The 26,079-nt window shown below is 50.1% G+C and carries 21 protein-coding genes, 1 tRNA gene and 1 pseudogene; 5 read left to right on the top strand and 18 right to left on the bottom strand.

Translation table 11 applies throughout. The features are described 5' to 3' along the window. Positions 1-163 precede the first annotated feature (163 nt). Both RFF05_RS06215 and RFF05_RS06210 read right to left on the bottom strand, forming a co-directional pair. On the bottom strand, positions 164-1,831 hold the full coding sequence (locus RFF05_RS06215) for a P-loop NTPase fold protein (RefSeq protein ID WP_409969501.1): 1,668 nt from the start codon (positions 1,829-1,831) through the stop codon (positions 164-166). A 359-nt stretch (positions 1,832-2,190) separates the two neighbouring features. Next, a tRNA-Val gene (locus RFF05_RS06210) sits at positions 2,191-2,267 on the bottom strand. 139 nt (positions 2,268-2,406) lie between these two features. On the opposite strand from RFF05_RS06210, the gene ymfI reads away from it, so the two are divergent. Beyond that, on the top strand, positions 2,407-3,141 hold the full coding sequence (gene ymfI / locus RFF05_RS06205; protein WP_409969500.1) for an elongation factor P 5-aminopentanone reductase: 735 nt from the start codon (positions 2,407-2,409) through the stop codon (positions 3,139-3,141). A gap of 83 nt (positions 3,142-3,224) precedes the next feature. On the opposite strand, the gene RFF05_RS06200 is transcribed toward ymfI, so the two are convergent. After that, positions 3,225-4,082 (bottom strand): RluA family pseudouridine synthase, encoded by an 858-nt coding sequence (locus RFF05_RS06200; RefSeq protein WP_409969499.1) that lies wholly within the window; start codon positions 4,080-4,082, stop codon positions 3,225-3,227. A gap of 79 nt (positions 4,083-4,161) precedes the next feature. On the opposite strand from RFF05_RS06200, the gene RFF05_RS06195 reads away from it, so the two are divergent. Further along, positions 4,162-5,940, top strand: coding sequence for an ABC-F family ATP-binding cassette domain-containing protein (locus RFF05_RS06195; RefSeq protein ID WP_409969498.1), 1,779 nt, complete (start codon positions 4,162-4,164; stop codon positions 5,938-5,940). A 127-nt stretch (positions 5,941-6,067) separates the two neighbouring features. On the opposite strand, the pseudogene thrS reads toward RFF05_RS06195, so the two are convergent. The 5 genes and pseudogenes from thrS to RFF05_RS06170 all read right to left on the bottom strand — a co-directional run. Then, a pseudogene (gene thrS, locus RFF05_RS06190) lies at positions 6,068-7,858 on the bottom strand (threonine--tRNA ligase); the annotation flags it as partial. 1,443 nt (positions 7,859-9,301) lie between these two features. Next, complete coding sequence (locus RFF05_RS06185) at positions 9,302-9,778, bottom strand: hypothetical protein (RefSeq protein ID WP_409969497.1); 477 nt, start codon at positions 9,776-9,778, stop codon at positions 9,302-9,304. Between the two features lie 92 nt (positions 9,779-9,870). Beyond that, a complete protein-coding gene (locus RFF05_RS06180; protein ID WP_409969496.1) occupies positions 9,871-10,311 on the bottom strand; it encodes a cell wall hydrolase in 441 nt (146 codons plus the stop codon). A 900-nt stretch (positions 10,312-11,211) separates the two neighbouring features. Further along, positions 11,212-12,129 carry a SufB/SufD family protein gene (locus tag RFF05_RS06175; RefSeq protein ID WP_409970089.1) on the bottom strand — a complete coding sequence of 306 codons (918 nt, stop codon included), beginning with the start codon at positions 12,127-12,129 and terminating at the stop codon, positions 11,212-11,214. 8 nt (positions 12,130-12,137) lie between these two features. Continuing rightward, a complete protein-coding gene (locus RFF05_RS06170) occupies positions 12,138-12,875 on the bottom strand; it encodes an ABC transporter ATP-binding protein (protein WP_409969495.1) in 738 nt (245 codons plus the stop codon). Positions 12,876-13,019: 144 nt separating this feature from the next. Here RFF05_RS06170 and RFF05_RS06165 point away from each other — a divergent pair, with 144 nt between their 5' ends. Further along, positions 13,020-13,622 carry a ferritin-like domain-containing protein gene (locus RFF05_RS06165; RefSeq protein ID WP_409969494.1) on the top strand — a complete coding sequence of 201 codons (603 nt, stop codon included), beginning with the start codon at positions 13,020-13,022 and terminating at the stop codon, positions 13,620-13,622. A gap of 95 nt (positions 13,623-13,717) precedes the next feature. Next, complete coding sequence (locus RFF05_RS06160) at positions 13,718-14,278, top strand: hypothetical protein (RefSeq protein ID WP_409969493.1); 561 nt, start codon at positions 13,718-13,720, stop codon at positions 14,276-14,278. A 249-nt stretch (positions 14,279-14,527) separates the two neighbouring features. On the opposite strand, the gene larC is transcribed toward RFF05_RS06160, so the two are convergent. The 10 genes from larC to scfA all read right to left on the bottom strand — a co-directional run bounded on the left by larC (position 14,528) and on the right by scfA (position 24,370). Then, complete coding sequence (gene larC, locus RFF05_RS06155) at positions 14,528-15,853, bottom strand: nickel pincer cofactor biosynthesis protein LarC (protein WP_409969492.1); 1,326 nt, start codon at positions 15,851-15,853, stop codon at positions 14,528-14,530. 22 nt (positions 15,854-15,875) lie between these two features. Continuing rightward, a complete protein-coding gene (gene larB, locus RFF05_RS06150; RefSeq protein WP_409969491.1) occupies positions 15,876-16,619 on the bottom strand; it encodes a nickel pincer cofactor biosynthesis protein LarB in 744 nt (247 codons plus the stop codon). A gap of 3 nt (positions 16,620-16,622) precedes the next feature. Beyond that, positions 16,623-17,423 carry an ATP-dependent sacrificial sulfur transferase LarE gene (larE, locus tag RFF05_RS06145; protein ID WP_409969490.1) on the bottom strand — a complete coding sequence of 267 codons (801 nt, stop codon included), beginning with the start codon at positions 17,421-17,423 and terminating at the stop codon, positions 16,623-16,625. After that, positions 17,424-18,842 (bottom strand): ABC transporter ATP-binding protein, encoded by a 1,419-nt coding sequence (locus RFF05_RS06140; protein WP_409969489.1) that lies wholly within the window; start codon positions 18,840-18,842, stop codon positions 17,424-17,426. Between the two features lies 1 nt (position 18,843). Beyond that, on the bottom strand, positions 18,844-19,656 hold the full coding sequence (locus RFF05_RS06135; protein WP_409969488.1) for an ABC transporter permease: 813 nt from the start codon (positions 19,654-19,656) through the stop codon (positions 18,844-18,846). Further along, positions 19,653-20,621 carry an ABC transporter permease gene (locus tag RFF05_RS06130; RefSeq protein WP_409969487.1) on the bottom strand — a complete coding sequence of 323 codons (969 nt, stop codon included), beginning with the start codon at positions 20,619-20,621 and terminating at the stop codon, positions 19,653-19,655. The genes RFF05_RS06135 and RFF05_RS06130 overlap by 4 nt, the downstream gene beginning before the upstream one ends. Further along, a complete protein-coding gene (locus RFF05_RS06125) occupies positions 20,621-22,207 on the bottom strand; it encodes an ABC transporter substrate-binding protein (protein ID WP_409969486.1) in 1,587 nt (528 codons plus the stop codon). Before RFF05_RS06125 ends, RFF05_RS06130 begins: the two co-directional genes overlap by 1 nt. A 67-nt stretch (positions 22,208-22,274) precedes the next feature. Beyond that, a complete protein-coding gene (locus tag RFF05_RS06120; RefSeq protein ID WP_409969485.1) occupies positions 22,275-22,697 on the bottom strand; it encodes a DUF3842 family protein in 423 nt (140 codons plus the stop codon). A gap of 75 nt (positions 22,698-22,772) precedes the next feature. Next, positions 22,773-24,146: a thioether cross-link-forming SCIFF peptide maturase gene (gene scfB, locus RFF05_RS06115; RefSeq protein WP_409969484.1), complete on the bottom strand. Its 1,374-nt coding sequence runs from the start codon at positions 24,144-24,146 to the stop codon at positions 22,773-22,775. 77 nt (positions 24,147-24,223) lie between these two features. Continuing rightward, positions 24,224-24,370 (bottom strand): six-cysteine ranthipeptide SCIFF, encoded by a 147-nt coding sequence (scfA, locus tag RFF05_RS06110; RefSeq protein WP_409969483.1) that lies wholly within the window; start codon positions 24,368-24,370, stop codon positions 24,224-24,226. A gap of 401 nt (positions 24,371-24,771) precedes the next feature. Here scfA and RFF05_RS06105 point away from each other — a divergent pair, with 401 nt between their 5' ends. After that, a complete protein-coding gene (locus RFF05_RS06105) occupies positions 24,772-25,767 on the top strand; it encodes an IS30 family transposase (protein WP_409967264.1) in 996 nt (331 codons plus the stop codon). Positions 25,768-26,079: the final 312 nt, after the last annotated feature.

The following is a 26,079-nucleotide window of genomic DNA, read 5'->3' as shown; positions in this document are numbered from 1 at the left end:
TTTCGTCTGTCTATGGTACCAATGTAGTCAAGCCACGTGAGCGTAAAACGACCCCCAATCGTTAGATTTTTAGGACTAACGTTTGGGGGTCAGTACAGCTTGTTCTGCACGGCTTTTTTTGAGTTTAGTTTAGGTTTTGTATTGCTCAATTTTGTGAGAGGTATTAAGAAAAGATGCCCTGAAAGGCGTTTAGCAATTTAGTTTCATCCAGCGTTTTGCTGTTGTTTTCCAGAATAATAGAAAAAAGTGCGCAATGTTTGATGGAATTTATAGAACCACATTGGGTGTAGGTGTCAATTAATTCCTGTGTATTGGCTTGGAACTGTGTCGCGCTTAACTTTAATTGACGACAGCATTTATCCGAAATTGTGCTGGAGGTCACGCTCTCTCGTGAGGCAATTGTGGCAAGTGCCTTGGTCCATGCTTCGTTCATTTTAAAGTGGGAGCCATTTTCTTGATAAGACTGATAAATCTCTTGAATGACGTTTAGTACATAAACTACTTTTTTGGCACCAACCATAGGAGCAGCCACTTTGGTTGTCACACCCACAGTTGTCTCTGAAATGCTGATGATGGCACAAACCTTTTGATATTCTTCATCAGAGAGGGTGTCGTTATCATCGGTGATGGCATCACAAAGGTGGTATAAAAAGGGTTGGATTTTGGATAACGCTTCATTCTCATCTGCGGTGGAGGGGTACATGGCTTTAATCTCTTCGTATAAGTCGTTGGACTCACTGGAGATGGGGATGTTGCCGTGGGAATTTTTTGCTAATTTTGCCTCACGGGCAATGACTTCCACAATCTCTTTGGTAAAATAGGTGTCCTTGGAGCTGGAAATCAAATTGTAAACGGCCTCATAGCTCATTTGCAAGCAGAGAAAAGCGAAGAGGGCACGTTGCATCCCCTCGCCACTCAAGTCGGATGCGTGGACTTTTTGCAACAGTAAATAGGCGTTAAATAGACGTTTCATGCCACGGGGGTTGCACCCAATGGACTTGCCAATTAAAGACTCATAAAGAGCTACATCCCCTCCATGAATGCCTACTTTGTTGAGATATGCGTCCACATATTTTTGAATTTTATATTGGGTGACGGGCATTTTAAAGGGGACTTGAATGATTTTATCAAAGAAACTCTTGCCTTTGTCTTCGCTCATTTGGTCGCCATATTTCATACCGACCCCTTTGCACACCACATCATAGTCGATGGCCAAGACAAACACACAATTTTTGCAATCTAAGAAAATCTTGAGCACTTCTAAAATCTCGATGGCTCTTTTGGGGTTCAGGCGATCCAAATCATCCACAAAAATGACCACACGGTCTTTTCCTTTGCTTTTTGTGATGGTGCTCTTGATGCTCTGTTGGAATGTATCACGCAGCTCTTCAATGGTATCAAAGGCATTTTTGGCGGTGAATGCTTCGGCTGTCCCTTTGAGATCCACGTTCAATGTACTAGAGACGGCGGCATTGCTCACTGCGATAAGCGTATTGATGAATTTGTCCAAGACTTCTTTTTGTCCTGCATCTAATTTCTTGGACAAGGCGGTAAGTAGCAAAATGGGAAGCTGATCGTCTAAATTAAATTGAGAAAACTGCCATGTGTTAAACCACACAGGTACAACAGCGTGGTCAATATTATTGCGAATTAAATTCATGAAACTGGTCTTTCCTGTACCCCAATCTCCTTGGATGGCGATGGTCATAGGGGTTTCGCACTCGCAGATAAAAGAGCCCAGACCAGATATATACTTTTCAACCTCAAAAAAGTCCTCATTGGCTGCCGAAACAGGTAAATCAGTTGTAACTAACATTTTTTTGCCGTGCATAAAAACCCTTCTTTCTATATTGCTAGCAAGATATATAATCCTATTATATCGTCTTATTTTGTAAAAAGCAATAAAATATGGGGGGAATTGGAACAGATTAACAGAGCTCAATCAATCCCGGAAAAAGCCTGTGAAACAAGGCAAATTCACCACGATAAAAAGATGCTATCTGCCAACCCACCCCACCGTGGGGGAGCTCGAGGGGGCGGAGCCCCTTCGAATAAAATCAATTTGCCCTGACCGAAATCGCAGGGTGTAAAGTGACGTAAAATCTCATGAAATAGCAAAATCTACAATGAATACAAGGCAAATCCACCAAGATAAAAAAACGACAGCCATAGGCTGTCGTTTTTTTATCTTGGTGGACGCTAACGGACTTGAACCGCTGACCCCCTGCACGTCAAGCAGGTGCTCTAGCCAGCTGAGCTAAGCGTCCATGGCTATGTGTGTCGTACAGAAGTACCGTAGCGACAAGGAATATATTACATCATCTGTGGTGATTTGTCAACACTTTTCTTGCAATTTTTTTGTTTTTTTGATACAATATTAAAAACGAATCATTGAGGAGACAGTTTATGGGAAAAATCGCATTGGTCACAGGGGGCTCACGTGGCATTGGCCGTGCCATTGCGTTGGAATTAGGTCACCGCGGATATGATGTTTGCGTCCATTACCAAACCAACCAGACCTTGGCGCAAGAAGTGGCGGACAGCATCGCTGCAAACGGTGGCACTGCCATGACCTATGGCTGTGACATTGCCGACAGCACCGCTGTGGAGGCCATGGTGGCAGAGATATATGTAACCTTGGGGCAGGTGTCGTTGCTGGTGAACAACGCTGGCATGGCGCACCAAGGTTTGTTTCAAGATATGGACGACGATTTGTGGAACCGTATGTTGGCTGTGAATCTCACTGGCACACGCAATACTATCCGCGCCGTGTTGCCTGCCATGATTGGACGAAAAAGAGGCACCATCATCAATATTTCCTCCATTTGGGGACTGCGTGGTGCTTCTTGCGAGGTGGCTTACGCCGCCACAAAAGGTGCCATCATCGCTATGACACGGTCGTTGGCCTTGGAACTGGCACCGTCTGGCATCCGCGTTAATTGCGTGGCACCGGGGTGCATTGAAACTGATATGACCGCTTCTTTGGGGGCAGAAACCCTTGCCCAACTGGCGGAAGAAACCCCGTTGGGTCGCCTTGGCACCCCAGCGGATATTGCCAAGGTTGTGACGTTTTTGGCAAGTCCAGACGCCAGTTTTGTCACAGGGCAAGTGTTAACCGCTGACGGTGGGTTGACGGTGTAAAGACGAAAGGTGAAGGAAACGGTGAGGGCAAGCCCCCGCCCTACACAGAACCCGTCTCCATTTCCGCCGCAGCGGATAGTTTTTCACTGAGCTATTAGTCTATCCATATCCTCTGGCAAGGCCGCTTCTAAAACCAACCGCTCCCCTGTCAAGGGATGGGTCATGGTCAAGGTGGCGCTGTGGAGGGCTGGACGGGTGATGAGGGACTGATTTTCTGTGCCATAGAGCCAATCGCCAGTCAAGGGACAGCCCAAGTGTGCCATGTGAACACGGAGCTGGTGGGTGCGCCCTGTTTGGGGTGATAGCCATACCAATGAGCGGTCATCATGGTGAGAGAGCACCTTGTAATCCGACAATGCCACCGCCCCATCGTCACGGACACAGCGTGCAATGGCAGAGCCGTCCTTGCGACCGATGGGGGCATTGATTTGCCCTTGTAAAGGACTGGGACAGCCATCGCAAATGGCGAGATATGTCCGCTGAAAGTCTCCAGAATGGAGCTTTTGTTGCAAAATACTGTGAATATACCCGCTTTTTGCCACCACCATCAGCCCTGTGGTGCCTTTGTCTAAGCGGTTGACAACGTGGAAGGGGAGACCCATATCCAATACAACCTGCTCCACCGTTGGCGTGTCTGGGTTCAAGGTGGAATGGTGCACCGCCATGCCAGCTGGTTTATCCAGCACCAACAGGGCACCGTCCTCGTAGACCACAGGAAGGGGACAGGTTTCACCCACCATGGGGGCATCATCGCCCAAGGCAATTTCTAGCACATCCCCCGTGGATACCGTGTCAATGGTGCGCACAGGTGCGCCGTTGCGCAAAATCCCACCTTCTTGTCGTCTCAGACGGGAGAGGGTAGTGGAGGACACCTGCAGGGTGTGTTTTAAAACAGTTTTCACCGTAGAGCCCTGTTGGTCATCCGTGACAATATAGGTCATAGGTACCCCCAATCATGGTCATTTTATAGATACAGTGTATCACATATTACGGATTTTTTCAATCCTAAGGAGAGTATCAATGCTTTTATCTGCAGAAAAAATAGCCTTAAACTTTGGCGGTCGTCAATTGCTAGACGATGTGAATTTCTATCTCAATGCTGGTGACAAAGTGGGCATCATCGGCATCAACGGCACAGGGAAATCCACCTTTTTGAAGGTGCTCTCTGGTACCATTGAGCCTGATTCTGGCACGGTGTTGCGTGACCCCAATGTGCAGGTCAGCTTTCTGTCTCAAAACCCAGATATGGATGAGAATGCCACGGTGCTAGAGCAGGTGTTTGCGTCGTTCCCCAAGGAATTTCGCACCCTAAACGAGTACGAAGCCTTGACCATGCTGGGCAAATTGGGCGTGCCAGACCCACAGGCCAAAGTGACCACCTTGTCTGGCGGTCAGCGCAAGCGTGTGGCACTGGCAACTGCCCTCATAAACCCCGGCGATGTGCTGATTTTAGACGAACCCACCAACCATTTGGACAGCGACATGGTCACATGGCTAGAGCAATGGCTGACCCGTTTCACTGGCTCTGTGGTGATGGTGACCCATGACCGCTACTTTTTGGAGCGTGTGGCCAACCGCATCACCGAGGTGACCCAAGGGAAGCTGTACCACTATGAAGCCAACTATTCGTTGTATTTAGAATTACGTGAACAGCGGCAAGAAATGATGTTTGCCACTGAGCGCAAGCGCCAAGCGGTGCTAAGATTGGAATTTGCATGGATTTCCCGTGGGTGCCGTGCCCGCACCACCAAAAGCCGTGAGCGGATTGACCGTTATGAAGCGCTGAAAGCCCAAGATGCCCCTGTGGTGGACGATAGCGTGCAGTTGGCAGCCACCTCTAGCCGTTTGGGACGGAAGGTGATTGAGCTAGATGACATTTCCAAAGCCTTTGGTGACAAGCAGGTCTTGCAGAATTTTTCCTACACCTTGCTACGCAGTGACCGCATTGGTATTGTGGGGCAAAACGGGGCAGGCAAGTCCACTCTTTTGAACTTGATTGTGGGGGATTTGACCCCTGACAGTGGGTATATTGACCGTGGTACCACGGTGCGCATCGGCTACTTCTCCCAAGAGGGGCGCGAGTTGGATTTGAACCAACGGGTTTATGATTTTATCCACAATGTTGCCGATGAGGTGAAAACCGACCAAGGGAGTTTCACTGCAAAAGACATGATGGAGCGGTTTTTATTCCCTGCAGAGCTTCAATCTGTGCCCATTGGACGGCTCTCTGGTGGGGAACGGCGGCGGCTGTATCTGTTGAGTATTTTGATGTCCGCCCCTAATATTTTGCTGTTGGACGAACCGACTAACGATTTGGACGTGACCACACTGGCGATTTTGGAAGAATACCTCCAAAGTTTCCCTGGTCCCATTTTGACCGTCAGCCATGACCGTTGGTTCTTAGACAAGCTGGCAGAGCAGATTTTTGAGGTGCAAAATGGCGGTCACATTGAACGCTATGTGGGCAATTGGAGCGATTACAACGATAAGCGTAAGGAAGCGCAAGCGCCCAAAACGGTGACTACCACAGCCCCTACATCTGCCAGACCAGAACGGCAAAAGAAGCTGAAATTCACCTTCAAAGAACAGCGTGAATTTGACTGCATCGACCAAACCATGGCAGATGCCGAGGAAGCCTTGGAAGACTGCGCCACCGCCATGGGGAATTGTGGCAGTGACTATGTGGAGTTGCAAAAGTTGCAAGAAAAACATGATTTGCTAGAGAAAGCCTTAGAAGAAGTGATGGAGCGATGGGTCTATCTCAACGATTTGAAAGAGCAAATCGACGCACAAGGATGAAAAAGCTAAGGACTAAGGACTAAAAGTGAAAAGCTAAATGCAAAGAGTGAAAAACGATAGGGGAGCGGTGCTTACCCCATAGTTTTTCACTCTTCACTCTTAGTTTTTAGTTCCCACGTGGTGGGTTTTATTTGGTTGCCTTGGTATCCACCACTTCTTTAATCAAAGCGGCGAAATCGTCGGCGGACATGACGCCCAAGTCGCCTTCGGCGCGGTGACGGGCGGCCACTAGGCCGTCTTCGGCTTCTTTATCGCCGATGATCAACATATAAGGGACTTTTTCCAGTTGGCCTTCGCGGATTTTCTTGCCGATTTTCTCGTTGCGGTCGTCCACTTCAGCGCGCAAGCCCATGGCGGTGAACTTCTTTTTCAGCTCGTAAGCATAGTCGTCCACACGGTCGGTGATGGTCAAGATGCGCACTTGTTCAGGTGCCATCCAAGTGGGCAGAGCCCCAGCGTATTTCTCCAACAGCAGTGCCAAGGTGCGTTCATAGCAACCCATGGAGGTGCGGTGGATGATATAGGGGGTCTTCTTTTGCCCGTCGGTGTCTACATATTCCATGCCGAACTTTTCAGCCAACAGCATATCAATTTGGATGGTAATCAAGGTGTCTTCCTTGCCAAACACGTTTTTGCATTGAATGTCCAGTTTGGGACCGTAGAAGGCGGCTTCGTCGATGCCGATTTCATACTCCACGCCCAAGTCGTCTAAAATGGTTTTCATGACGCTTTGTGCCATTTCCCATTGTTCGGGATTGCCTTCGTATTTACCAGTGTTGTTGGGGTCCCATTGGGAGAAGCGGTAGGAGCAATCCTCTGCCAAGCCCATGGTTTCCATCATATACTTTGCTAAGTCTAAGCAACCCTTAAATTCTTCTTCCAGTTGTTCTGGACGGATGATTAAGTGCCCTTCAGAGATGGTGAATTGGCGCACGCGAATCAAACCGTGCATTTCCCCAGATTCTTCGTTGCGGAACAAGGTGGAGGTTTCGCCCAAACGCATGGGCAAATCACGGTAAGAACGGGCGCGGTTTAAAAACACTTGGTATTGGAAGGGGCAGGTCATGGGGCGCAGAGCGAAGCATTCTTTTTCTTCGTCATTGGGGTCGCCCATGATGAACATACCATCTTGATAATGATCCCAGTGGCCAGAGATGCGATACAAATCACGCTTTGCCATCAAAGGAGTTTTGGTCAGTTGATAGCCCCAAGCTTGCTCGGTGTCTTCCACCCAGCGTTGCAGGAGTTGGATGGTGCGAGCGCCCTTAGGCAGGAGAATGGGCAAACCTTGACCGATGACGTCAACGGTGGTGAAATATTCCAGCTCACGACCCACTTTGTTGTGGTCACGCTTGCGGGCTTCTTCCACTTGCTTGATATAAGCGTCCAGCTCGTCCTTTTTGGGGAAGGCCACGCCATAGATGCGTTGCAATTGCTTGCGAGAGGAGTCCCCACGCCAGTAGGCGGCGTTGCAAGCGGTCAGCTTAATGCCGTTGCCTTTGATGCGGACGGTGGAGTCCAAGTGGGGGCCAGCACATAGGTCGGTAAATTCCCCTTGGGTGTAGAAGCTGATGTGGGCGTCTTCTGGCAGGTCTTGAATTAGCTCCACCTTGTAAGGTTCGCCCTTTTCTTCCATGTAGGCAATGGCTTCTGCACGGGGCAGTTCAAAGCGTTCTAATTTCAACTTTTCCTTGCAGATTTTACGCATTTCTGCTTCGATTTTGGTTAAATCGTCACCAGTGAAGGTTTCGGTGGAGTCCAAATCGTAGTAAAAACCGTTCTCGATGGAAGGGCCGATGGCAAGCTTAGTGTCAGGCCAAAGACGCTTGACAGCTTGTGCCAACACATGGGAGCAGGTGTGCCAATAAGTCTTGCGGAATTCGGGGTTTTCAAAGGTGTATAAGTCTTCGCTCATGGGATGTTCCTCCTTAAAATTGGGGCGGAGATTGAAGTAATAAGTAATAGTGAAGAGTGAATAGGTGAGGTGTCGCCAAAGGCGACGGATTAAAATTCGTGCCGCAGGCACACCTTACTTATTCACTATTACTTCTTACTTTTTACCTAAAAAAATACCACCCCTGATAATTCAGGGGTGATATGTCAAATACCACGGTTCCACCCTGCTTACCGTGATGCAATCACGGTCGCTCGTGTACTCTGTAACGGGAGTGTCCCGTCCTGATCTACTAGGAGGGAATCCCTCCGTTGGGCAGGCGGCTCCAAGGTGGTGGCAAGGTTGGGTTTCCCACAAAAATCGCTTACAGCCAAGGCAATTTCTCTCTGGTGTGGCAACATCAACTGCGTCCTTTTCTAAGCCTTTTATCTTAATGTTATCATAGCACTTTGGGTTTTGGTTGTCAAGTGGGAGATTATGGCCTTTACGGGGTGGTGTCTTGCCAGACGGGCGTTCCCCCACTCCATCGTAGGGGCGCCCATTGGGCGTCTGTTTTCCGATTCACTCTGAATTGTGTTTTGCCCCTACGGGGCGGTCTGCTACCGCAGGGGTCACCTGCCGGTGGGGCATTCTTTTTGTATCGACAAAAAGAATCAAAAAACGATTTTTTCACGACGACTGCGGTCGAGTGAAAAAAAGGGGCTTTATGCGAGGGCTCATCGCTGGGGTGCCATGCTCTCTTGAACGGCACCGAGAGGCCTGATTTGACGCGAAGTATCCTGTCGGGCTTCGCCCTGTTGCGATGTTGCAGAAAAATGTTGCCATTTCTTGGGCGTGCCTCGGTTGGTGGGTATGGTATAGGTGCTGTGGCGTTGGGTAACACGGGCGACCGCAGGTCGCCCCTACAAGGAACATCATTGCATATAAACCAAGCTGACCGCAGGTCAGCGCCCACCCAACGCCACCGCACCAACCGACGTCCACAATCTTAGGCACCTCAAATGCGTGGTACAATGTCATCGTACGACAAACGTGCGGCAGCAATCAGCGTTGGTTCGCGCATCCCACATGAAAAGCCGAACGGGTGTGAGCCAGACGCCCCGTTAGCACCGCACCCACTCATACCCACCATCCGTATAAAATGGGAGCACGTGAGACAGATGACCACGCGTGGTCATCTGCCACGTGCAAGATTTTTGGTTACTTTGCATCTTTGCAAAGTAACGCCCGCGCGGCGAGCGCCCCCCCACGGAGTGGAGAAAAAGTCTATCAAAAGAAATCCCACAGGGTGAAGCAAATTGCAATTGATTTCCACGGGCGGCTACTAGCCGCCCCTACAAAGGGCGGAGGCGAAGAAAGCCCCCACGGCAGTGGTGCCCCTGCGGCAGCAGCCCCCCTCTGCGGCAGTGGGGGAAAGTCTATCAGACAAAAGAATCTATCATGCCAAAGGCAGAGCCTATTCGACCATCACCACATTTGCTGGCCGTCACGGCGGCGATAGCCCACATTGCCACTGGCTGTTTGTTGCTTGTCGTAAAATTCCACGAATTTCAGTGCATAATAATCCCCAGAGACATAGCGTCCTTTGTCGGGTTGATAAATCACCAGATAGTCATTGCCCACACTGTGGAGATAGCCCTCCCATGACACGGGATTTTGGGTGCCCACCAAAAAGGTGACCACCACGTAGTGCCCCACGTTTTTCAGCAGCATGGCTTTGAGTGACCCTGTGTAGGTTTCGTCGGCGGTGATGGGACTGGTCACCACTTCGCTGGGTAAATTGTGGTGCATTTGGGGTGGTTGGGTGGCTGGAATGGTAGCTTGGGTGGCACCCATGGTGCCAGGGATGGTGTCCAGTTCAAATTCCCCTTGGACGGGGGCCAAGTGGGTGGAGGAGCGCACCTCAGCGCTCCAATGTTGGGTTGGTTGCATAGATTGATACATAGCACACACCTCGGTTTGTTAGATTGTGGGTAGCTCTAAAAATCAGGACAAAATTTGTGGCAGTTTGCGTTCCATGGTTTTTAGAGGTGCCCTCATGTTTTGTAGTAGGCATTGGTTGGATTGTAGAAGCAGTGGTCGCCGATTTTGATTTGTAAGTATCCCACATCTGATGGGAAACGGGCTCTGCAAGAGGCGCTAAAGGGATTGTAAAACCACAACGAATCTGCCACATCAGGGAGCCGATTGCCTGCAATGGCCCAGTCGGCAATGTCGTAGTGGACTTGGGTGGGATTCATGTTGTAGATGTTTTGGGGATTATAAACCCCACCCTCTGTTTCGCTGGCACAGACAAATTGGTAGGGTTGAAAAATGATGTTGCGGATGCTGCCTTTGCCAAGACGGGCGTATTCGCCCCCTGACACGGTCACCCGATTCATCACCACTCCAGCCACGGCCTTCATGCCTGTGTCCCCTTCGCCGCCTGCCTCACATTCAATCAAACGAGCCAACAGCTCTCGGTCTGAATACGCCATCGTTATCACACTCCTGTCGCTCTGTGGTAGTGTATGCAGGTGATGGGGGATTGGTGTTATTGTAACGCCAATCCTGAGGGAGTTTTCTTTTGATAGACTTTTCCCACTCCCGTGGGGGGGCGCTCGCCGCGCGGGCGTTACTTTGCAAAGATGCAAAGTAACCAAAAATCTTGCACGTGGCGGCTGACCACTTGTGGTCAGCCGTCTCACGTGCTCCCATTTTATACAGATGGTGCGTATGAGTGGGTGCGGTGCTATTGGGTGGGTTTCTCACACCCGTTCGGCTTATCGTGTGGGATGCGCGAACCAACGCTGATTGCTGCCGCACGTTTATCGTACGGGGACATAGGAACACGCATTTGAGGTGCCTAAGGCTGTGGACGTCGGTTGGTGCGGTGGCGCTGGGGGATGGATGACGGTGGTGGCGCTCAGCGCCACAGCACCTACCCATACCCACCAATCTAGGCACACCAAAGAAATGGCACCATCTCAACCGCATCTCCCCAACAGGGCGAAGCCCGAAAGGATACTTCGCGTCAAATCAGGCCACTCGGTGCCGCTCAAAAAACCAAAGTATCCCAGTGATGAACCCCCGTAAAAAGCCCCTTTTTTCACTCGACCGCAGTCGTCGTGAAAAAATCGTTTTTTGATTCTTTTTTTCGACAAAAAAAGAATGCCCCACCGGCAGGTGACCCGTCCGGTAGGACGCCTCCACGGTAGTGGTCTATCCCGTAGGGGCAAAACAACAATTTAGAGTGAATCGGAAAACAGACGCCCAATGGGCGCCCCTACGATGGGGTGGGGGGGACATCCGTCTGGCAAGACCGCCCCGTAGGGGCAAAAATAACCTAGTCGGTCAGGACGATACATCCCAACTGACTAGGTTATTTTCATTTTATTTTATGCCAAAAACCCTTGCAAAATGCAATCTTCTGCTTCTTCTGCAGACAGGCCTAAGGTTTGGAGTTTAATGAGCTGATCGCCAGCAATTTTACCGATGGCAGCTTCGTGAATCAACTGGGCTTCCATACAGTTGGCGGCCACTTCTGGCACGGCACGGATTTTGGCGTTGCCCATGATGATGGCATCGCATTGGACGTGACCAAAGGATTCTGCGTTGCCAACCATACGGGGGTAAAACACTTGCACAGAGTTGTCTTGTCCCACAGAACGGGAAATAACACGACTTTTGGCGCCTTCGCCGTCTAGCAAAATCTCCATGTTGGACTCTGCAAATTGGTCGCCATGGGTCAGCAGGCGTTCTGTGATGACCGCTTCTGCATTTTTACCGCAGACAATTTTGGTGTCACGCTTGGTGGAGTCCACTCCACGGATTTGGGTGGTGTCCATGACCACAGACGCGCCTTCTTCTAAATAGACAATGGTTTGAGGGTTCATAATGGTGCCACCTGTGCCATCCCCACTGCCGTAATGCTTTTCGGCATAGCGGAATTTAGCATTTTTGCCTACATAAAAGGTGTGGATGCCGTCGTGGCGAGAGTCTTTGTGGCCTTCGTTGTGGATGCCACAGCCTGCCACAATGTCCACGTCACAGCCTTCGCCAATGTAAAAATCATTGTACACCATTTCGTTCAAACCAGACTCTGTAATAATCACAGGGATGTAACAGGTTTCCCCTACGGTGCCAGCTTTGATGTGGATGTCGATGCCAGCTTTGTCGGTTTTGCTGGTGATTTGGATGTTTTCCGTGGACTGGCGAGAGGCACAGCCAGAGTTTTTGCGGATGTTCACCGCCCCCACAGGCTTGCCTAGCATATCGGCTATTTTTTCTAATAATTCTTGGTCAACAGTTTGCAATTCTTCCATTACACGGCCTCCCCACGGTTCATCACAGGACAGCCAGTGAGGGTGTCTTGCAGGATTTTTGGTAGCATTTCTTCCGCCGTGCCACTGTGACCGATTTCACCCCCACGGAGCACCACCACTTGGTCAGCCAAGGAGATAATCCGCTCTTGATGGGAAATGATAATCATGGTGGCAGAGTGGCTGGTGTGGATTTGTTGGAAGGTTTCGGTGAGACGAGCAAAGCTCCACAAATCGATGCCTGCTTCGGGCTCATCGAAAATCATCAAGCCATCGCCACGAGCCAAAATGGTGGCGATTTCAATCCGTTTCACTTCACCGCCAGAGAGGGAAATGTCCACCTCGCGGTCAAGGTAATCTTTGGAACATAGACCCACACGGGTCAGATATTGACAGCATTGGTCTTGGGGCAGGGTGGCTTGTCCAGAAGCCAAGGTCAACAATTTGCGGACCGTGATGCCCTTAAACCGTGGTGGCTGTTGGAAGCCATAGCTAATGCCCAATTTGGCACGCGCTGTGATATCCATATGGGTGATGTCGGTGCTGTTGTAGAGGATTTGACCCCCTGTGGGTTGCACCAAGCCCATAATCACCTTGGCCAGTGTGGTTTTACCGCCACCGTTGGGGCCAGTGAACACCACCATACATTGGTCGTTGATGGTGAGATTGATATTTTTAAGAATGTTTATGGTTTCGTCCCCCTCGGTGACTGAGAAGGAAACGTTTTTCAGTTCTAGCATAAATGCCTCCTTAGAATGGGTTACACAACAATATAGTTTACCATTGTTCGTCAAAAAATGCAAGGTTTGCCACAGGAATTTTCCCGAGACAGGCACTATTTTTTCCGCTGTGCATACAATACTAGAGAAAAGGAGGGTGCTTTTATGCAAGAGACCATGACCAACCCAATGTCCAGCCCCACGCCCTATGATTATCGCCAGTATGACCGCATTTGGCAGCGCGTAGACCCTACACTGAATCCATATCCCAGCATCCGCAATCCTGAACCAAAAACCACCGCCATGACCCCTAAGTTAGAGTCCTTGCCCGGTGCTGAAAGCGACCCTTGTTGCATGGGCTCTGCCGCCATGGAGATGCTTGGGGTGTTAGAAGGGTATATTGAAGTAGAACTTGGTGATCGTTGGTATTATTTGGCACTTCAGCGGTGTGCCCCCACAGCCAGCCGCACCATGCTACGAGACTTTGCCCACCAAAAAGGGGTGCACGCCAAGCGGCTCATGGCGGTGTACTATCTCATCACAGGCAAGTGCTATGAATCCAATGTCATCTGTGGGCAGATGAAGCAGGAGGCGTGGTGCGAAACTTTACGCCAGCGATACCATGCGGAAGCCTGTGGTGGGATGAACTATGCCCGTAGCGCCGATGGTACCACAGACCCCTGTCTGCACCAACTACTAGAAGCACTCTCTGCCGCTACATATGCTATGGCAGAGAAGTTGTTGGTGACGTTAGAGAAGAATTTGTGAACGATTACAATGGTTGCAAATGCCATTGACAATGGCGGTTATAGCTGATAAAATAGGTTAAATAAAACTAACTTATGAAAACGAGGAACTATATAATGAGCTGTAACTGTAACGGTGGCTGCTGTGGCGGTCACGATGAATCCAAAGAAACCCAAGGCTGTGGCTGCGGTGGTCACGACCATGCCCATGGGGAAGGCTGTGGCTGTGGTGGTCATGAAGAAGCAACCCCTATGTACACCTATAACCAAGAACCTTTGAGCGATGCCCAAAAAACATTTCTCCAACAAATGGCACAGTGCTGTTACCTGCCTGTGGCACGGTACGTGGTGAAAAGTAGCAAAGAATCTGACTTCCAAATGGGTGCTTTTGGCCCTGCCTTCATCCAAGGCGACCACCATTCTCGGATGGAACTGGAGCAAGTGCGTCTGTTTTTGACCGAATTGGAACACTTGGGTCTGTTGAGCCTTGACTATGATATTCCCTTAGACGGCTATGACTATGGCATTTATGGGGAAAGTGAAGTGTTCACCCAATTGAAAGAAGCCGTGGCCGATAGCCAAGGCAAAGCTGGTTTCTTGGGCGACATTGCCACTTACGAAGAAGGCTCTATGGCGCTGACCGAAGCCGCCATGGATTTGCTGGGCAACTGGCTGTAAGGAAAGCGTAAAAAAGACGCTATATAAAAACGAAAATTGTGCAAAGAACTCACGGCCTTAGTAGGGGAGCGCAGTGCGCTCCCGTGCCGCAAGCTTTATTTGTATGCAAAATGTCGGGCGAATTCGTAGAATGTTACGAATTCGCCCGACATTTTTACAATTTTCAAGCTACTGCCGCCGGGAGCGCACTGCGCTCCCCTACAAAAAAAGGTATCCTATAAGTCTCTTTAACGGTAATTGCGCTATTGATTATACCAATTCGCCTTTGATTTTTGCAAATGTAGTGTCAAATGGCAACTTTTTATCCGAACACAATGCCTTCACGGCTTCGTATTCTGGATAGGCGGTTTGGGTGCCATTGTGGGTGACGACTTTGCAGGGGATGGCACCAAATGAGGTGTCCATGGTTACCAGTTTACGGGGTAAGACTGTACGATTGGCAGTGGTTTTGCGGATGCCAATGGTGGGCAAATGGGTGAAGATGATGTCTTCCATAGTGGACACAGCGGTGCTCTCACAGATGACGCTCAGCAGGGTGGCGGGGCGGTTTTTCTTCATGAAAATGGGAATGAAAAACACATCTTTCGCCCCAGCAGACAACAGCTGTTCCATGGCGAAGGCCAGCGCTTCCCCAGTGGCGTCGTCGATGTTGGTTTCCAGCACGGTGACTTGCTCTGGGGTGGCGTCTGCCTCGATGACCATGGCACGGAGGATGTTGGCTTGCTTGAAATCTTTGGTGCCAGTGCCGATGCCGATTTTTTGGATGGTGTAAGTCTCTGGCAAGGTGGCTTCGGTTTTCAATGCCGCCGCAATGGCCATGCCAGTGGGGGTTACCATTTCGCCACGGTTGTCGGTGATGCGCATGGCCATGTTGCCCTCTTTGGCGATGTTCACCACCGCAGGCACAGGCACAGGAATCACCCCATGCTGACAACGGACATAGCCTTGGCCTTCGTAAATGGTGGACACCGCCACCTTGTCAAAGCCCAAGTTGTCTATGCAGATGGCAACGCCCACAATGTCTACGATGGAGTCTACCGCACCCACTTCGTGGAAGTGGACTTCTTCCATGGGCAAGCCGTGGGCAATGGCCTCGGCACGAGCCACATAGCCGAAAATCTTCTTGGCAAGGTCTTTGGCATGAGCGGTCAAAGCGCTACCATCAATGATGGTTTCAATGTCCCCGATGTTGCGGTGAACGTGGGGGTGATCATGGTGATGGTCATGTTCATGGTGATGGTCATGTTCATGGTGATGGTCGTGGTCGTGGTGATGGTCGTGGTCGTGGTGATGGTCGTGGTCGTGGTGATGGTCGTGGTCGTGGTGATGGTCGTGGTCATGTTCATGGTGATGGTGGCAGTGTTCTTGTTCCGATGCCAGTTTCACATCAAAATGACAGCCGTCGATGCCGCATTTTTGGGCACGGCTGATGGCGATTTCATAGCCATCCACCTGTAGGCTTTCTAGCCCAGCACGGAGAACCGCTTCGTCAGCCCCCAAGTCTAGCAGGGCAGACACACTCATGTCACCGCTGATGCCACTGAAACATTCTAGGTATAAAATTTGTTCTTTCATGGGAATTTCTCCTCTTTTTATCTCATTTGCTCGCCAATTTGTTGATTTGGGTTGCGATATAGCCAGCGCCAAAGCCGTTGTCAATGTTCACCACTGACACCCCTTCTGCGCAAGAGTTGAGCATGGTCAGCAACGCGGACAAGCCCCCAAAGCTGGCGCCATAGCCGATGGAAGTGGGCACGGCGATGACAGGTTTGGACACCAGACCAGCCAGCACCCCAGCCAAGGCACCTTCCATGCCTGCAATGGCTACGATGCAGTTGGCGGCTTCAATGGCATCTAATTTGGCAAACAGACGATGGATGCCTGCCACGCCAACATCATATACACGGTTGACTTTGCTGCCAAAATACTCTGCCACCTGCGCCACTTCTTCTGCCACGGCAATGTCAGAGGTGCCACCAGTGCACACAGAGATGAGACCCACTTGCTCCAAAGGATGGCGGTGGATTTTTAAAACTTTGGACAGAGGATCGTATTCTACACAAGGCACCACCTGTGCCACGGCTTCGTATTGGGCTTGGCTGGCACGGGTGCCCAGCACATCGTCGTCACGGTCATAAAAACTTTTATAAATCCCCACCAAATGTTCCATGGATTTGCCACTGCAAAAAATCACCTCTGGAAAGCCACTGCGTAGTTTGCGGTGGTGGTCGATTTTGGCATAGCCCAAGTCTTCATAGGGCAGGTTTTTCAGCTGTTGTTCAGCGGTGTCCATATCCAGTTCACCGCTTTTCACTTGCGCCAGTAATGCTTTAATATCCATGGGTCACCTCGTTAAATGAATGTCCATACTGCCACTGCGAAAGCCTTCTAAATCTAAGGTGACGTATGGGAAGCCTAAGTGCTTTAAGTGTAGCACAATGGGCTCTTGTTTGGCAAGGAATTGGGGAAAATCTGCCTTAGGAATTTCAATCCGAGCAATGTCGCCGTGGAGACGAATGCGGCACACGGCAAAGCCCATGTCTTTGAGATAGGTTTCCCCTAGGTCGATTTGGTGAAGGGTGTCAAAGTCGATGGGGGTGTTGTAAGGCAAACGGGTTGCCAAGCAAGGGGCGCTGGGGCGGTTGGAAACTGACAGCCCCATGGCGGAGGCAAGGTCGCGCACTTGCGCCTTAGAAATCCCCAGCTCAGCCAGTGGGCTCACGATGCCCAGCTCACGCAGTGCCTTGATGCCGGGGCGGTAGACGGTCAAATCATCGGCGTTGGTGCCATCGATGATGTGGGGTAGGTGGTGTTGCTTGGCAAAGTCCACCAAGGTGGCAAAGAGATATTTTTTGCACTGGTAACAGCGGTCAATGGGGTTTTGCAACATGGCTGGATTGTCCAGCTCGTTGACCGCAATCACGTGGTGAATGGCCCCTGTTTCCTGCGCCACAGATTGGGCGATGGCTAAGTCAGCACAGGGGTGTAATTTGGTTTCAAAGGTGACAGCATAGACGGGTTTGCCCAGTTTTTTTCCTTCTTGGCAGGAAATTTGTAGTAAAATACTGCTGTCTACACCCCCAGAAAAGGCGATGCAAGCACCCTCCGCCACCATGGTGTGGAGTGTTCGTCGTAAAGCGTCCATTTAAGTCTCCTGACAGAGTTGTTCAAAGTCAACCACTTGCTCGCAGATGCGATGGGCAAGGGCTTGGTTGTGGGTGATGACCAGCAAGGCGATGTTGCGTTTGCCAGCCTCTTGTACCATGCTGTGCCAGATGTTGGCTTGGGTGATGGCATCTAGCATGGTGGTGATTTCGTCGCAGATTAAAAACCGTGTGCCTGCTTTCATGGCACGGACGATGCAAATCCGCTGTAGCTCGCCTCCCGATAATTCGTGGGGGAAGCGGTTTAAAAAGCTATCATCAATGCCGAATCGATGGAGTAAATCGGCATCGTACGCCCCGCCTTCGGCCAGAATTTGCGCCATTGTCCACTTGGGGTTCACGCTTCGTTCTGGGTGCTGATAAATCAGTTGCACAGGGGAGAAGTCCTTGTGATTGACCGCCTTGCCATCTAGCAATACTTGCCCAGCAAAGGGGGTTTCATAGCCAGAGAGCACCTTGGCCAAGGTGCTTTTGCCAAAGCCACTTCTGGCAAATAGGCAAATGTGTTGTCCTTGCCTGATGGCAAAATTGACGCGTTCAAAGAGCACACGCTTGCAAGGATATCGAAAACCCAGTCCTTGGCAGGACAATGTGGGATCATTACGCTGTTCACGATGGTCTGCGCACACGACAGGGAGGGGCGCTGTCTGGTGATTAGGGCAGAAGGTGGCAGGATTGTCCACGTGGCGTGGGAAATGGTAGCCAGTGAAGCCATTTTGAGGCAGAGCGTCAAATAGGGCACGGGTGTAGGGGTGTTGCAGGGTGCCAGATGTAAAGTCTTCTGCCTTGGCAACCTCCAGCACGGTGCCGTCGTAAAACACCGCCACACGGTTAGCGATGTGGAGCGCCAAGTCAATGTCATGGGTGATGAGAATCACTGACTTCCCCTCTTGAGCCAAGGCTTTGAGCTGGGTCAACGTCTCCATGGCGGTGTCCAAATCCAACCCCGGTGTGGGTTCATCCGCAATGATGACGGTGGCCTCTTTTTCGTAGGCCAGACTGAACAGTGCGTTGCGAATCATGCCACCAGAACATTGAAAGGGGTATAAATTGTCGCTTTTATTACTGAGCGTATTGGATTTTAGGGAAATTTGCTGGTCAATTTTCATTAATGGGTCAAGGTAAGAGCTGGTCTGGGGAATCAGCGTAAAGTGTTCCACGCAGGTTTTTTGGTTCAATGGCACCCCTTGGTAGGTGATGGTGCCCGTTTGGGTGGCGGTGCTGGGCAGGATGCCCATCAGGGCATGGGAGAACACGGTTTTGCCGCTACCGCTGGCGCCCACAATGGCAAGGATTTCCCCTTCACACAGGTCGATGGACAGGTCACGCACCACATGGGAGGTGGCACCTTTGACGGTGAAGGAGATGTTCATGTGTTCAATTTGTAAAATCGGTTTCATGTTACCCCCTCATATTGTCGTAGTCGAAGCGTGCTTTTAACTGCTTGCCCAGTCGGTCAAATACAATCACGACAGCCACCAAGCACACACCTGGCAAAAATAACCACCACAGTTTGCTGAGCACGTAGTCCATACTCTCTGCGAGCATGATGCCAATGGTGGGGGATTCAGGTGGCAATCCAAAGCCCAAAAAGGTGATGGCAGACTCATGCAAAATGGCATGGGGGAACAATAGCACAATCCCCACAATGAATTGTGGGAAAATATGAGGCAAGAGATGGGTTTTGGCAATTGTCCACGGACTTTGCCCAAGTTTTTGGGCGATTTTAATGTATTGCTGTTCTTTTAATTGGAGCACTTCCCCCCGAATGACACGGGCAAGGCTTGTCCAGTGGGTGCAAATGATGCCCATGACCACGCCGAACAGCCCCTTGCCAAGGCAAAAGGAGATTAAAATCAACAGCACCAGATGGGGGATGGACATAATGGCATCGATGATAAAATTGATGGCATTGTCCACCCATTTGGGGGCGGTGCCAGCGATGATGCCCATGACCAGCGCCAAAATGCCACTGACCACTGAGGCGGCAATGCCCAACAGTAAACTTTTAGATAGACCGCTTAAGGTGCGCAATAACACATCCCGTCCATAGGCGTCGGTGCCGAAAGGGTGGGAGAGGGAAGGGGCTTGTTTTTTGCTGGCGAAATCCACCACTAAGGCGGCATCGCTGAGCAGAAGTCCTGCCATGATAATCACCACAATCACAGCAGAGAGGGCAATGATAGGGAAATATGATGTTTTCATAGGTTTCATTGTTTCGCCCCCAATCTGATTTTGGGGTCAATGAGACCATAGAGAATGTTGGCAGTGAAATTCCCCACAAAGACGAACGCACAGCTAAACAAGGTGACACCCAGTAGCAGTGGCACGTCACCGCTGAGGCCAGCGTCCACCATGACGCTGCCCAAACCGGGGTAGGAAAAAACGGTTTCTGCCAGAATACTGCCCCCGAAAATCTCACTCAGTGACGCAAATTGCAAGGTGATAAACGGTAAGATCACGTTACGCAGCACATGGCGGCGGAGGATTTGGCTTCTGGTGAAGCCACGGGTTTGTGCCAAAAGCACGTAGTCAGAGTCTAAGATTTCCACCACTTTTTCCCGCGTGTGAAGCGCCAGATGGGAAAAAGAAGCAAAGCTGAGAGCCACCACTGGCAACACCAAATGGTACACCGTTTCCCCAAGGCTGACGTTTTCGGTCAAGGTGCCCATGGGCACGCTAAAACCGATGGGAAACCAGTCTAGCTTTACCGCAAAAACGATTAAAAAAATCATACCGATGAAGAAAGTAGGGGTAGAAGACAGGGTTAAGCAGATGGGGCGAAGCACTTTGTCTGCAGTTTTATGTTGTCCCATAGCAATGCCCAGCCCCAAACCCATGACCCCAGAGAGAACAAAGGCAGAGAGCATCAGCGCCAGTGAGTTGGCAAATTTTGAGGCGATGACCTCCATCACAGGTACACGGTAAGTCAGGGAGGTGCCCAAATCCCCTTGGAGGAGGTTGCCAATCCACTGGATATATCGCTCCACAGGGCTTTGGTCAAGGCCAAAATAGGCGGCAATCTCCGCTTTTTGGGCGGCAGAAACTGTGTCGGCGGCATTTAAATAGGCGTTGATGGGGTCGATAGGCGACAGTTCAATCAAGGTGAAGGTGACAAGGCTGACAAAGACCAGCAGTGCCACGAGGCGCAAGGTTTTGCGTGCAATGTAATTTGCCATCAATCTGATACCCATTCCCAATCTGCAAGATTTCCCACCACAGGCCATGCGTGACCATGTGGGTGAATTTTTTGGTTCCCTAAGGATAGTCCATCACGGACGAAAAACAGGTGATCCACGTTCACCAACCACACCCATGGGGTTTCCCCAAGGGTGGATACCCCCGTGGTGCCGTCCCATTGGACAGCTTGGAAGGCGTCCATAGAGGATTCATAGTCCGTGGCACTCATGGCGGCGGTTAAGTGAGCGTCGGTGGTGGCGCTGCTGTAATTTTCAGGGTTATAATAGTCCACGCCCATGTTATCGCTGTGGTAGAGATAATAGGTTTCCAAGGGATTTTGAGCACCCCAACCCATGAGCACGGCACAAGAGAACATCCGTGTGTCGATGTCATCCCAACTGGTGCCTTCTACGGTGATGGCAATGCCCAACTTTTCAGCTTCCAGAGAAACTGCATAGCACAAGGCTTGGCGCACCGCATCATCTAGGGTGTAGAGCAGAGTAAACTCTGCCACAGTGCCGTCTTTTTCACGGAGACCCGTGGTGGGATTGGTCACCCAACCAGCGTCATCTAGCAATTGACAGGCATAGTCGAAATCATAGTCCACCACGGCCATGTCGTTGCCCCATGGCATCCCATCGCATTCGGAGTAGGCAGGGGCACCGTAGCCGTTTAAACAGTCCACAATCAACTGCTCGCGGTCAATGCCATAGGATAAGGCTTGGCGGATGGCAACGTCACTGGTGACGTTGTTACCGATGGGGTAGCCTTCAGGGGTGGTGGTGCCTTCATCGGGCAGAACAGGCAAGGTCAATCCGCGGTTGTCGATGGAGTCTAGGGACAAAAGGCTCATGCCATCAATGGTTTGGTCGGCGTAGTTGGCGTTGGTGATGGCCACGTCTACTAGCCCCTTTTGGGCGGCTAAGAAGGCGGTTTCCTCGGTCATAAAGAGGATGGTCACCTGTTCAAAGTTAGGGGTGTCGCCATAGTAATAGGGGTTCACGCCCAAAATGGCCTGCTGGCCTTGGTCCCACTGCAACAGGGTGAAGGCGCCAGAGCCGATGGGGTTTTTGTAATAGTCGTCGTCGTAATAAGCCTCAGGCACAATGCCAGTTTGTGCCACGGTATAAATAAACGTAATCTGAGGGGTGGAGAGGATAAACTCCAGTTGGGTGTCGCTGAGCACATTCACCTGTTCTAGCACCGTCAAATCCACCACGGAACCACTGGTTTTGGCGGTTTCATAGGTGAACGCCACGTCTTGTGCGGTGAGGGGTTCCCCTGTGCTGAGTAAGGCATCGTCACGGATGGTGAACGTCCAAGTGAGGCCATCGTCGCTGATGGCATAGTCTGTGGCAAGGTCATAGACCACATCCATGTTGGCATCCAACGTCACCAAGGTGCTCTGAATCAAGGGGCTACCATACCGTCCCCAGCCTACACAGGGGTCAAAACCCACCTCAGGTTCGCTGGTGAGGGCAATCACCAACTGTGACGGGTCACGGTCGGTGGTGGTTGTGGATGAAGCAGACGAACAGGCGGTGAGTAGCAAAGCGCAAACAAGTAACAGGGCGAGACGTTTCATAGATTCCTCCAAAAAAGAAGGTTTATAAAACACAGGTGCTCACCTGTATTTTATAAACCTTCGTGGTTTAAATGGTATTAAAATTTGCAATTTCCTCTTTTGCCAACAAAATGGCATGGTCAATGTGATAGCTTAAGGCTTTTTTCTCAAAAGCAACCTTGATGCCACATTTGTTCATGGGTACCAGAATTTTGATGGCAGGACTTTGGCAGATGGACGTGACCAGTGACGTTGAAAATTCACCCAATAAGCCGTTGGGAATGAGAATCCCCATGGCACCGATGATGATGTCCGCTTGGGTGACATAAGACACGATGGTTTCTTCACCAGTGTACCCTTCGTGGGCACCAGCGCAGACCATATGAGCCGTGGCGGTGGGGTTCGTCCCCAGTGCCACCAGTCGGATGGGTTGGTCATGGAGGCCTTCAACAATGCTTTTGCCAATGCCGCCCCCCATGCCGTCAATGACAACAACGAGTGGTTTGTTCACAGAGCACCTCTTATGCAGATAATATAGTTAGTTTACCATGGTTATCCATTTAAAGCAATAGGAAATCTAATAAATTTACCCTTGTTGCTCTGCCACCTGCATCATCAAGGCACATTCAATCCGCTTGCGGAACAAATCACAGCCTGCTTCGTAAATGCCGTTGATGGTGCCTGTTGCATGGTAAGAGTTGGCGGCGCAACCGCCAGAGCAGTAGAGTCGAGCCCAGCAATCGCCACATTCTTTGCGAGAATACACGTTGCAGCTTTTAAATTCAGCTTGTTTGTCAAAGGCTTTTACCCCTTCGTCCACGTTGCCCATCAAATACTCTGGGTGCCCAACAAATTGGTGGCAGGGGTAGAGGTCACCTGTGGGGGTGACAGCGAAATATTCACTACCAGAACCGCAACCGCTGACCCGTTTGTAAATGCAAGGGCCATGGCTCAAATCCAGCATATAGTGGTAGAAAGAGAAGGGACGGCCTTCTTTTTTTCGCTTGAGCATTTCCATCGCCAACAACTCGTATTGCTTCATAACAATTTCTTGGTCGTCTTTGGTCAGAGCATAAGGGTCGCCTTCGGCGCAGACCACAGGCTCCATAGACAGCTCGGTGAAGCCCAAATCGGTCATGTGGAACAGGTCTTGGGTGAAATCAGGGTTGTTGTGGGTGAAGGTACCGCGCATATAATAGCCTTTGTTCCCACGGCTGTCCACCAGCTTTTTGAACTTGGGCAGAATTTTTTCGTAACTGCCGTTGCCAGCATAGTCCACACGGAAATGGTCGTGGACTTCTTTGCGTCCGTCAAGGCTGAGCACCACATTGTCCATTTCGGCATTGGCAAAGGCGATGACTTCATCGTCGATGAGGACACCGTTTGTGGTCAAGGTGAAGCGGAAATGCTTGTTGTGTAGTTTCTCTAGCTCACGACCGTAACGCACCACGTCTTTGACCATGTCCCAGTTCATCAAAGGTTCGCCACCAAAGAAGTCCACTTCTAGGTTGCGCCGTGTGCCAGAGTTGGCGATGAGGAAATCCAGTGCTTTTTTCCCCACCTCAAGGCTCATGAGGGCATCTTTGCCGTGGTATTTGCCTTGGCTTGCAAAGCAGTAGCTACAGGCCAAGTTGCAGGTGTGAGCCACGTGAAGACATAGAGCCTTCACCACTTGGTTTTTGCTTTTAAAATCCACTGCTACGTGGGCATACGCCTCATCAGAGAACAGCTTTTCAGCGTCTACCAAGCTTTGGATGTCGCCATAGCATAGTCCGATTTCAGACTCGTTCACATCGTCCATGTGACCATATTTTTCCATCATGGCGGCGGTGATGTCAGATAGAGAATGGTTTTGGAACATGGCAATCATGTCGTAGGCCACCTCGTCCACCACATGGACAGAGCCGCTGGCCACGTCGATGACGATGTTGTAGCCATTTAATTTGTATTGATGTATCATTTTAGACTTACTCCCATAAAAAAATCCGCTTGCATCCGTAAAGGAAACAGGCGGATTTTATGATTTACTGTACCAGATTAAACCTTGTCGTTCTCACATGGTTGGTTAGCAACACCGCAAGAAGTTTTGCAAGCAGATTGGCAAGAAGTTTGGCATTCGCCACAGCCGCCCTTAGCGCAGCTTTCCTTCAAATCACGAGTGACCATAGTTTCAATACGTTTCATAAACTGTATATCCCCCTTTGTTTAGTATTGTTTGTAATTTATTTTACCATAGATTTATATATTCGTCAAGTGTGGGGGGTGTTTTTGTTGAAAACCTTGTGTTTCTATACGCTGTGGGGGCGACATAATCTGGGGGATGCTTGCCAGCAGGCGTTCTTCGCCCGCTCCCCTTGTAGGGTGGCTAGTAGCCGCCTGTGGAAAACAATTGCAATTTGCTTCACCCTGTGGGAATTCTCTTTTGATAAACTTTTCCCACTCCTGTGGGGGGGCGCTTGCCGCGCGGGCGTTACTTTGCAAAGGGCGAATATACACTGTAAGTGCAACAGTAAAAAAATAAATGACTCATTGAGAAAAATCATGTATCATGGTGTTAGCGGACAACATGAAAGGAGATTCTCTCAATGAATCATTATCAACATCTTAACATAGAAGAAAGAGAAAATCTATTATTATTTTTGTATGAAAAGAAAAGTTTGCGCTTTATAGCCCAAGCGATGGGGCGAAATGTATCTACAATTTCTCGAGAAGTAAAACGAAATAGAAATCAAAATACAAAAGAGTATTCGGCGGTAAAAGCTGAGCAAAAATATCATGTACGACGAAAAAAATGTCGCCGCCACGCGAAGCTAGACAACCCAATTGTATATAAGAAAATCAAAGAGTTATTCATTGAGAAACAGTGGTCACCAGAAGAAATTCAAAACCGTTTATTCTTTGAAAATTCACCAATTCAAATCAGCTATACCACAATTTACAGGGCTATTTATGCTGGGAAATATGACACATTACAAGAGAAGAGATCGAAAGGAAATAAGGGCGCAAAACGGCATCTTCGACACAAAGGAAAGCCGAGAGGGCAAAAACCAAGAGGAAAAGTGGTGATTTCAAACCATTTAGACCAACGTCCAGATGCGGCCAACAAGCGAGAACGACTGGGTGATTTCGAAGCAGATACTGTAGCTGGCAAAAAAGGCGGTGCCTGCTTGTTAACGTTGAATGACCGATTATCACGAATTGTGTTCATAGCCAAATGTCAGAGAAAAATTGCTGCTGAGGTGGCAGAAAATATGATTGCTATTTTCTCTAAGCTGCCACCAGAAATGCGCCATACCATCACGCCAGACCGAGGCGTGGAGTTTACAGACCACGCCGATGTGACAGCAGCGCTAGGCATGGAGTTTTACTTCCCAAAACCGCATGCCCCGTGGGAGCGTGGAACCAACGAAAATAGCAACGGCCTCATTCGAGAATACATTCCCAAGCGCAGCGACATTGCACCATTATCCGATGCATTTATTCAAGATGTCGCCTACAAACTAAACACGAGACCCCGCAAATGCCTTGGTTGGAAAACTCCTCTCGAAGTCTTTTATAACAAAGTGTTGCACTTGACTTGACAATTCGCCCTCTGCAAAAGAAAGCCCCCACGGCAGTGGCGCCCCTGCGGCAGCAGCCCCCACGGAGTGGGAAAAGTCTATCAAAAGAAAACTCCCTCAGGGTGAAGCGAATTACAACCGATTTCCACAGGCGGCTAATAGCCGCCCCTACAAGGGGAGAAGGGCGGAGAAAGCCCCTGCGGCAGCAGCCCCTACGGAGTGGGAAAAGTTCATCAAAAGAAAACTCCCACAGGGTGAAGCAAATTACAACCGATTTCCACGGGCGCCCAATGGGCGCCCCTACAAGGGGAGAGGGCGAAGAAAGCCCTGCTG

The organism is Bengtsoniella intestinalis, from assembly GCF_039719005.1.
In the GTDB taxonomy this organism is placed as follows: Bacteria; Bacillota; Clostridia; order Oscillospirales; family Oscillospiraceae; genus Oscillibacter; species Oscillibacter intestinalis.
The sequence above is the reverse complement of the archived record's forward strand: the minus strand, read 5'-3'. Positions and strand labels throughout refer to the sequence as shown.

Coding starts and splice junctions, on each gene's coding strand:
- RFF05_RS06170 (WP_409969495.1), bottom strand. CDS start 12,875: ATGCTAGAACTGAAAAACGTTTCCTTCTCAGTCACCGAGGGGGACGAA.
- RFF05_RS06200 (WP_409969499.1), bottom strand. CDS start 4,082: ATGACCTATATTGTCACGGATGACCAACAGGGCTCTACGGTGAAAACT.
- RFF05_RS06130 (WP_409969487.1), bottom strand. CDS start 20,621: ATGGCAAATTACATTGCACGCAAAACCTTGCGCCTCGTGGCACTGCTG.
- RFF05_RS06135 (WP_409969488.1), bottom strand. CDS start 19,656: ATGAAACCTATGAAAACATCATATTTCCCTATCATTGCCCTCTCTGCT.
- RFF05_RS06105 (WP_409967264.1), top strand. CDS start 24,772: ATGAATCATTATCAACATCTTAACATAGAAGAAAGAGAAAATCTATTA.
- RFF05_RS06185 (WP_409969497.1), bottom strand. CDS start 9,778: ATGTATCAATCTATGCAACCAACCCAACATTGGAGCGCTGAGGTGCGC.
- RFF05_RS06125 (WP_409969486.1), bottom strand. CDS start 22,207: ATGAAACGTCTCGCCCTGTTACTTGTTTGCGCTTTGCTACTCACCGCC.
- scfB (WP_409969484.1), bottom strand. CDS start 24,146: ATGATACATCAATACAAATTAAATGGCTACAACATCGTCATCGACGTG.
- RFF05_RS06160 (WP_409969493.1), top strand. CDS start 13,718: ATGAGCTGTAACTGTAACGGTGGCTGCTGTGGCGGTCACGATGAATCC.
- ymfI (WP_409969500.1), top strand. CDS start 2,407: ATGGGAAAAATCGCATTGGTCACAGGGGGCTCACGTGGCATTGGCCGT.
- larB (WP_409969491.1), bottom strand. CDS start 16,619: ATGGATATTAAAGCATTACTGGCGCAAGTGAAAAGCGGTGAACTGGAT.
- RFF05_RS06195 (WP_409969498.1), top strand. CDS start 4,162: ATGCTTTTATCTGCAGAAAAAATAGCCTTAAACTTTGGCGGTCGTCAA.
- RFF05_RS06180 (WP_409969496.1), bottom strand. CDS start 10,311: ATGGCGTATTCAGACCGAGAGCTGTTGGCTCGTTTGATTGAATGTGAG.
- scfA (WP_409969483.1), bottom strand. CDS start 24,370: ATGAAACGTATTGAAACTATGGTCACTCGTGATTTGAAGGAAAGCTGC.
- RFF05_RS06140 (WP_409969489.1), bottom strand. CDS start 18,842: ATGAAACCGATTTTACAAATTGAACACATGAACATCTCCTTCACCGTC.
- RFF05_RS06215 (WP_409969501.1), bottom strand. CDS start 1,831: ATGCACGGCAAAAAAATGTTAGTTACAACTGATTTACCTGTTTCGGCA.
- RFF05_RS06165 (WP_409969494.1), top strand. CDS start 13,020: ATGCAAGAGACCATGACCAACCCAATGTCCAGCCCCACGCCCTATGAT.
- larC (WP_409969492.1), bottom strand. CDS start 15,853: ATGAAAGAACAAATTTTATACCTAGAATGTTTCAGTGGCATCAGCGGT.
- larE (WP_409969490.1), bottom strand. CDS start 17,423: ATGGACGCTTTACGACGAACACTCCACACCATGGTGGCGGAGGGTGCT.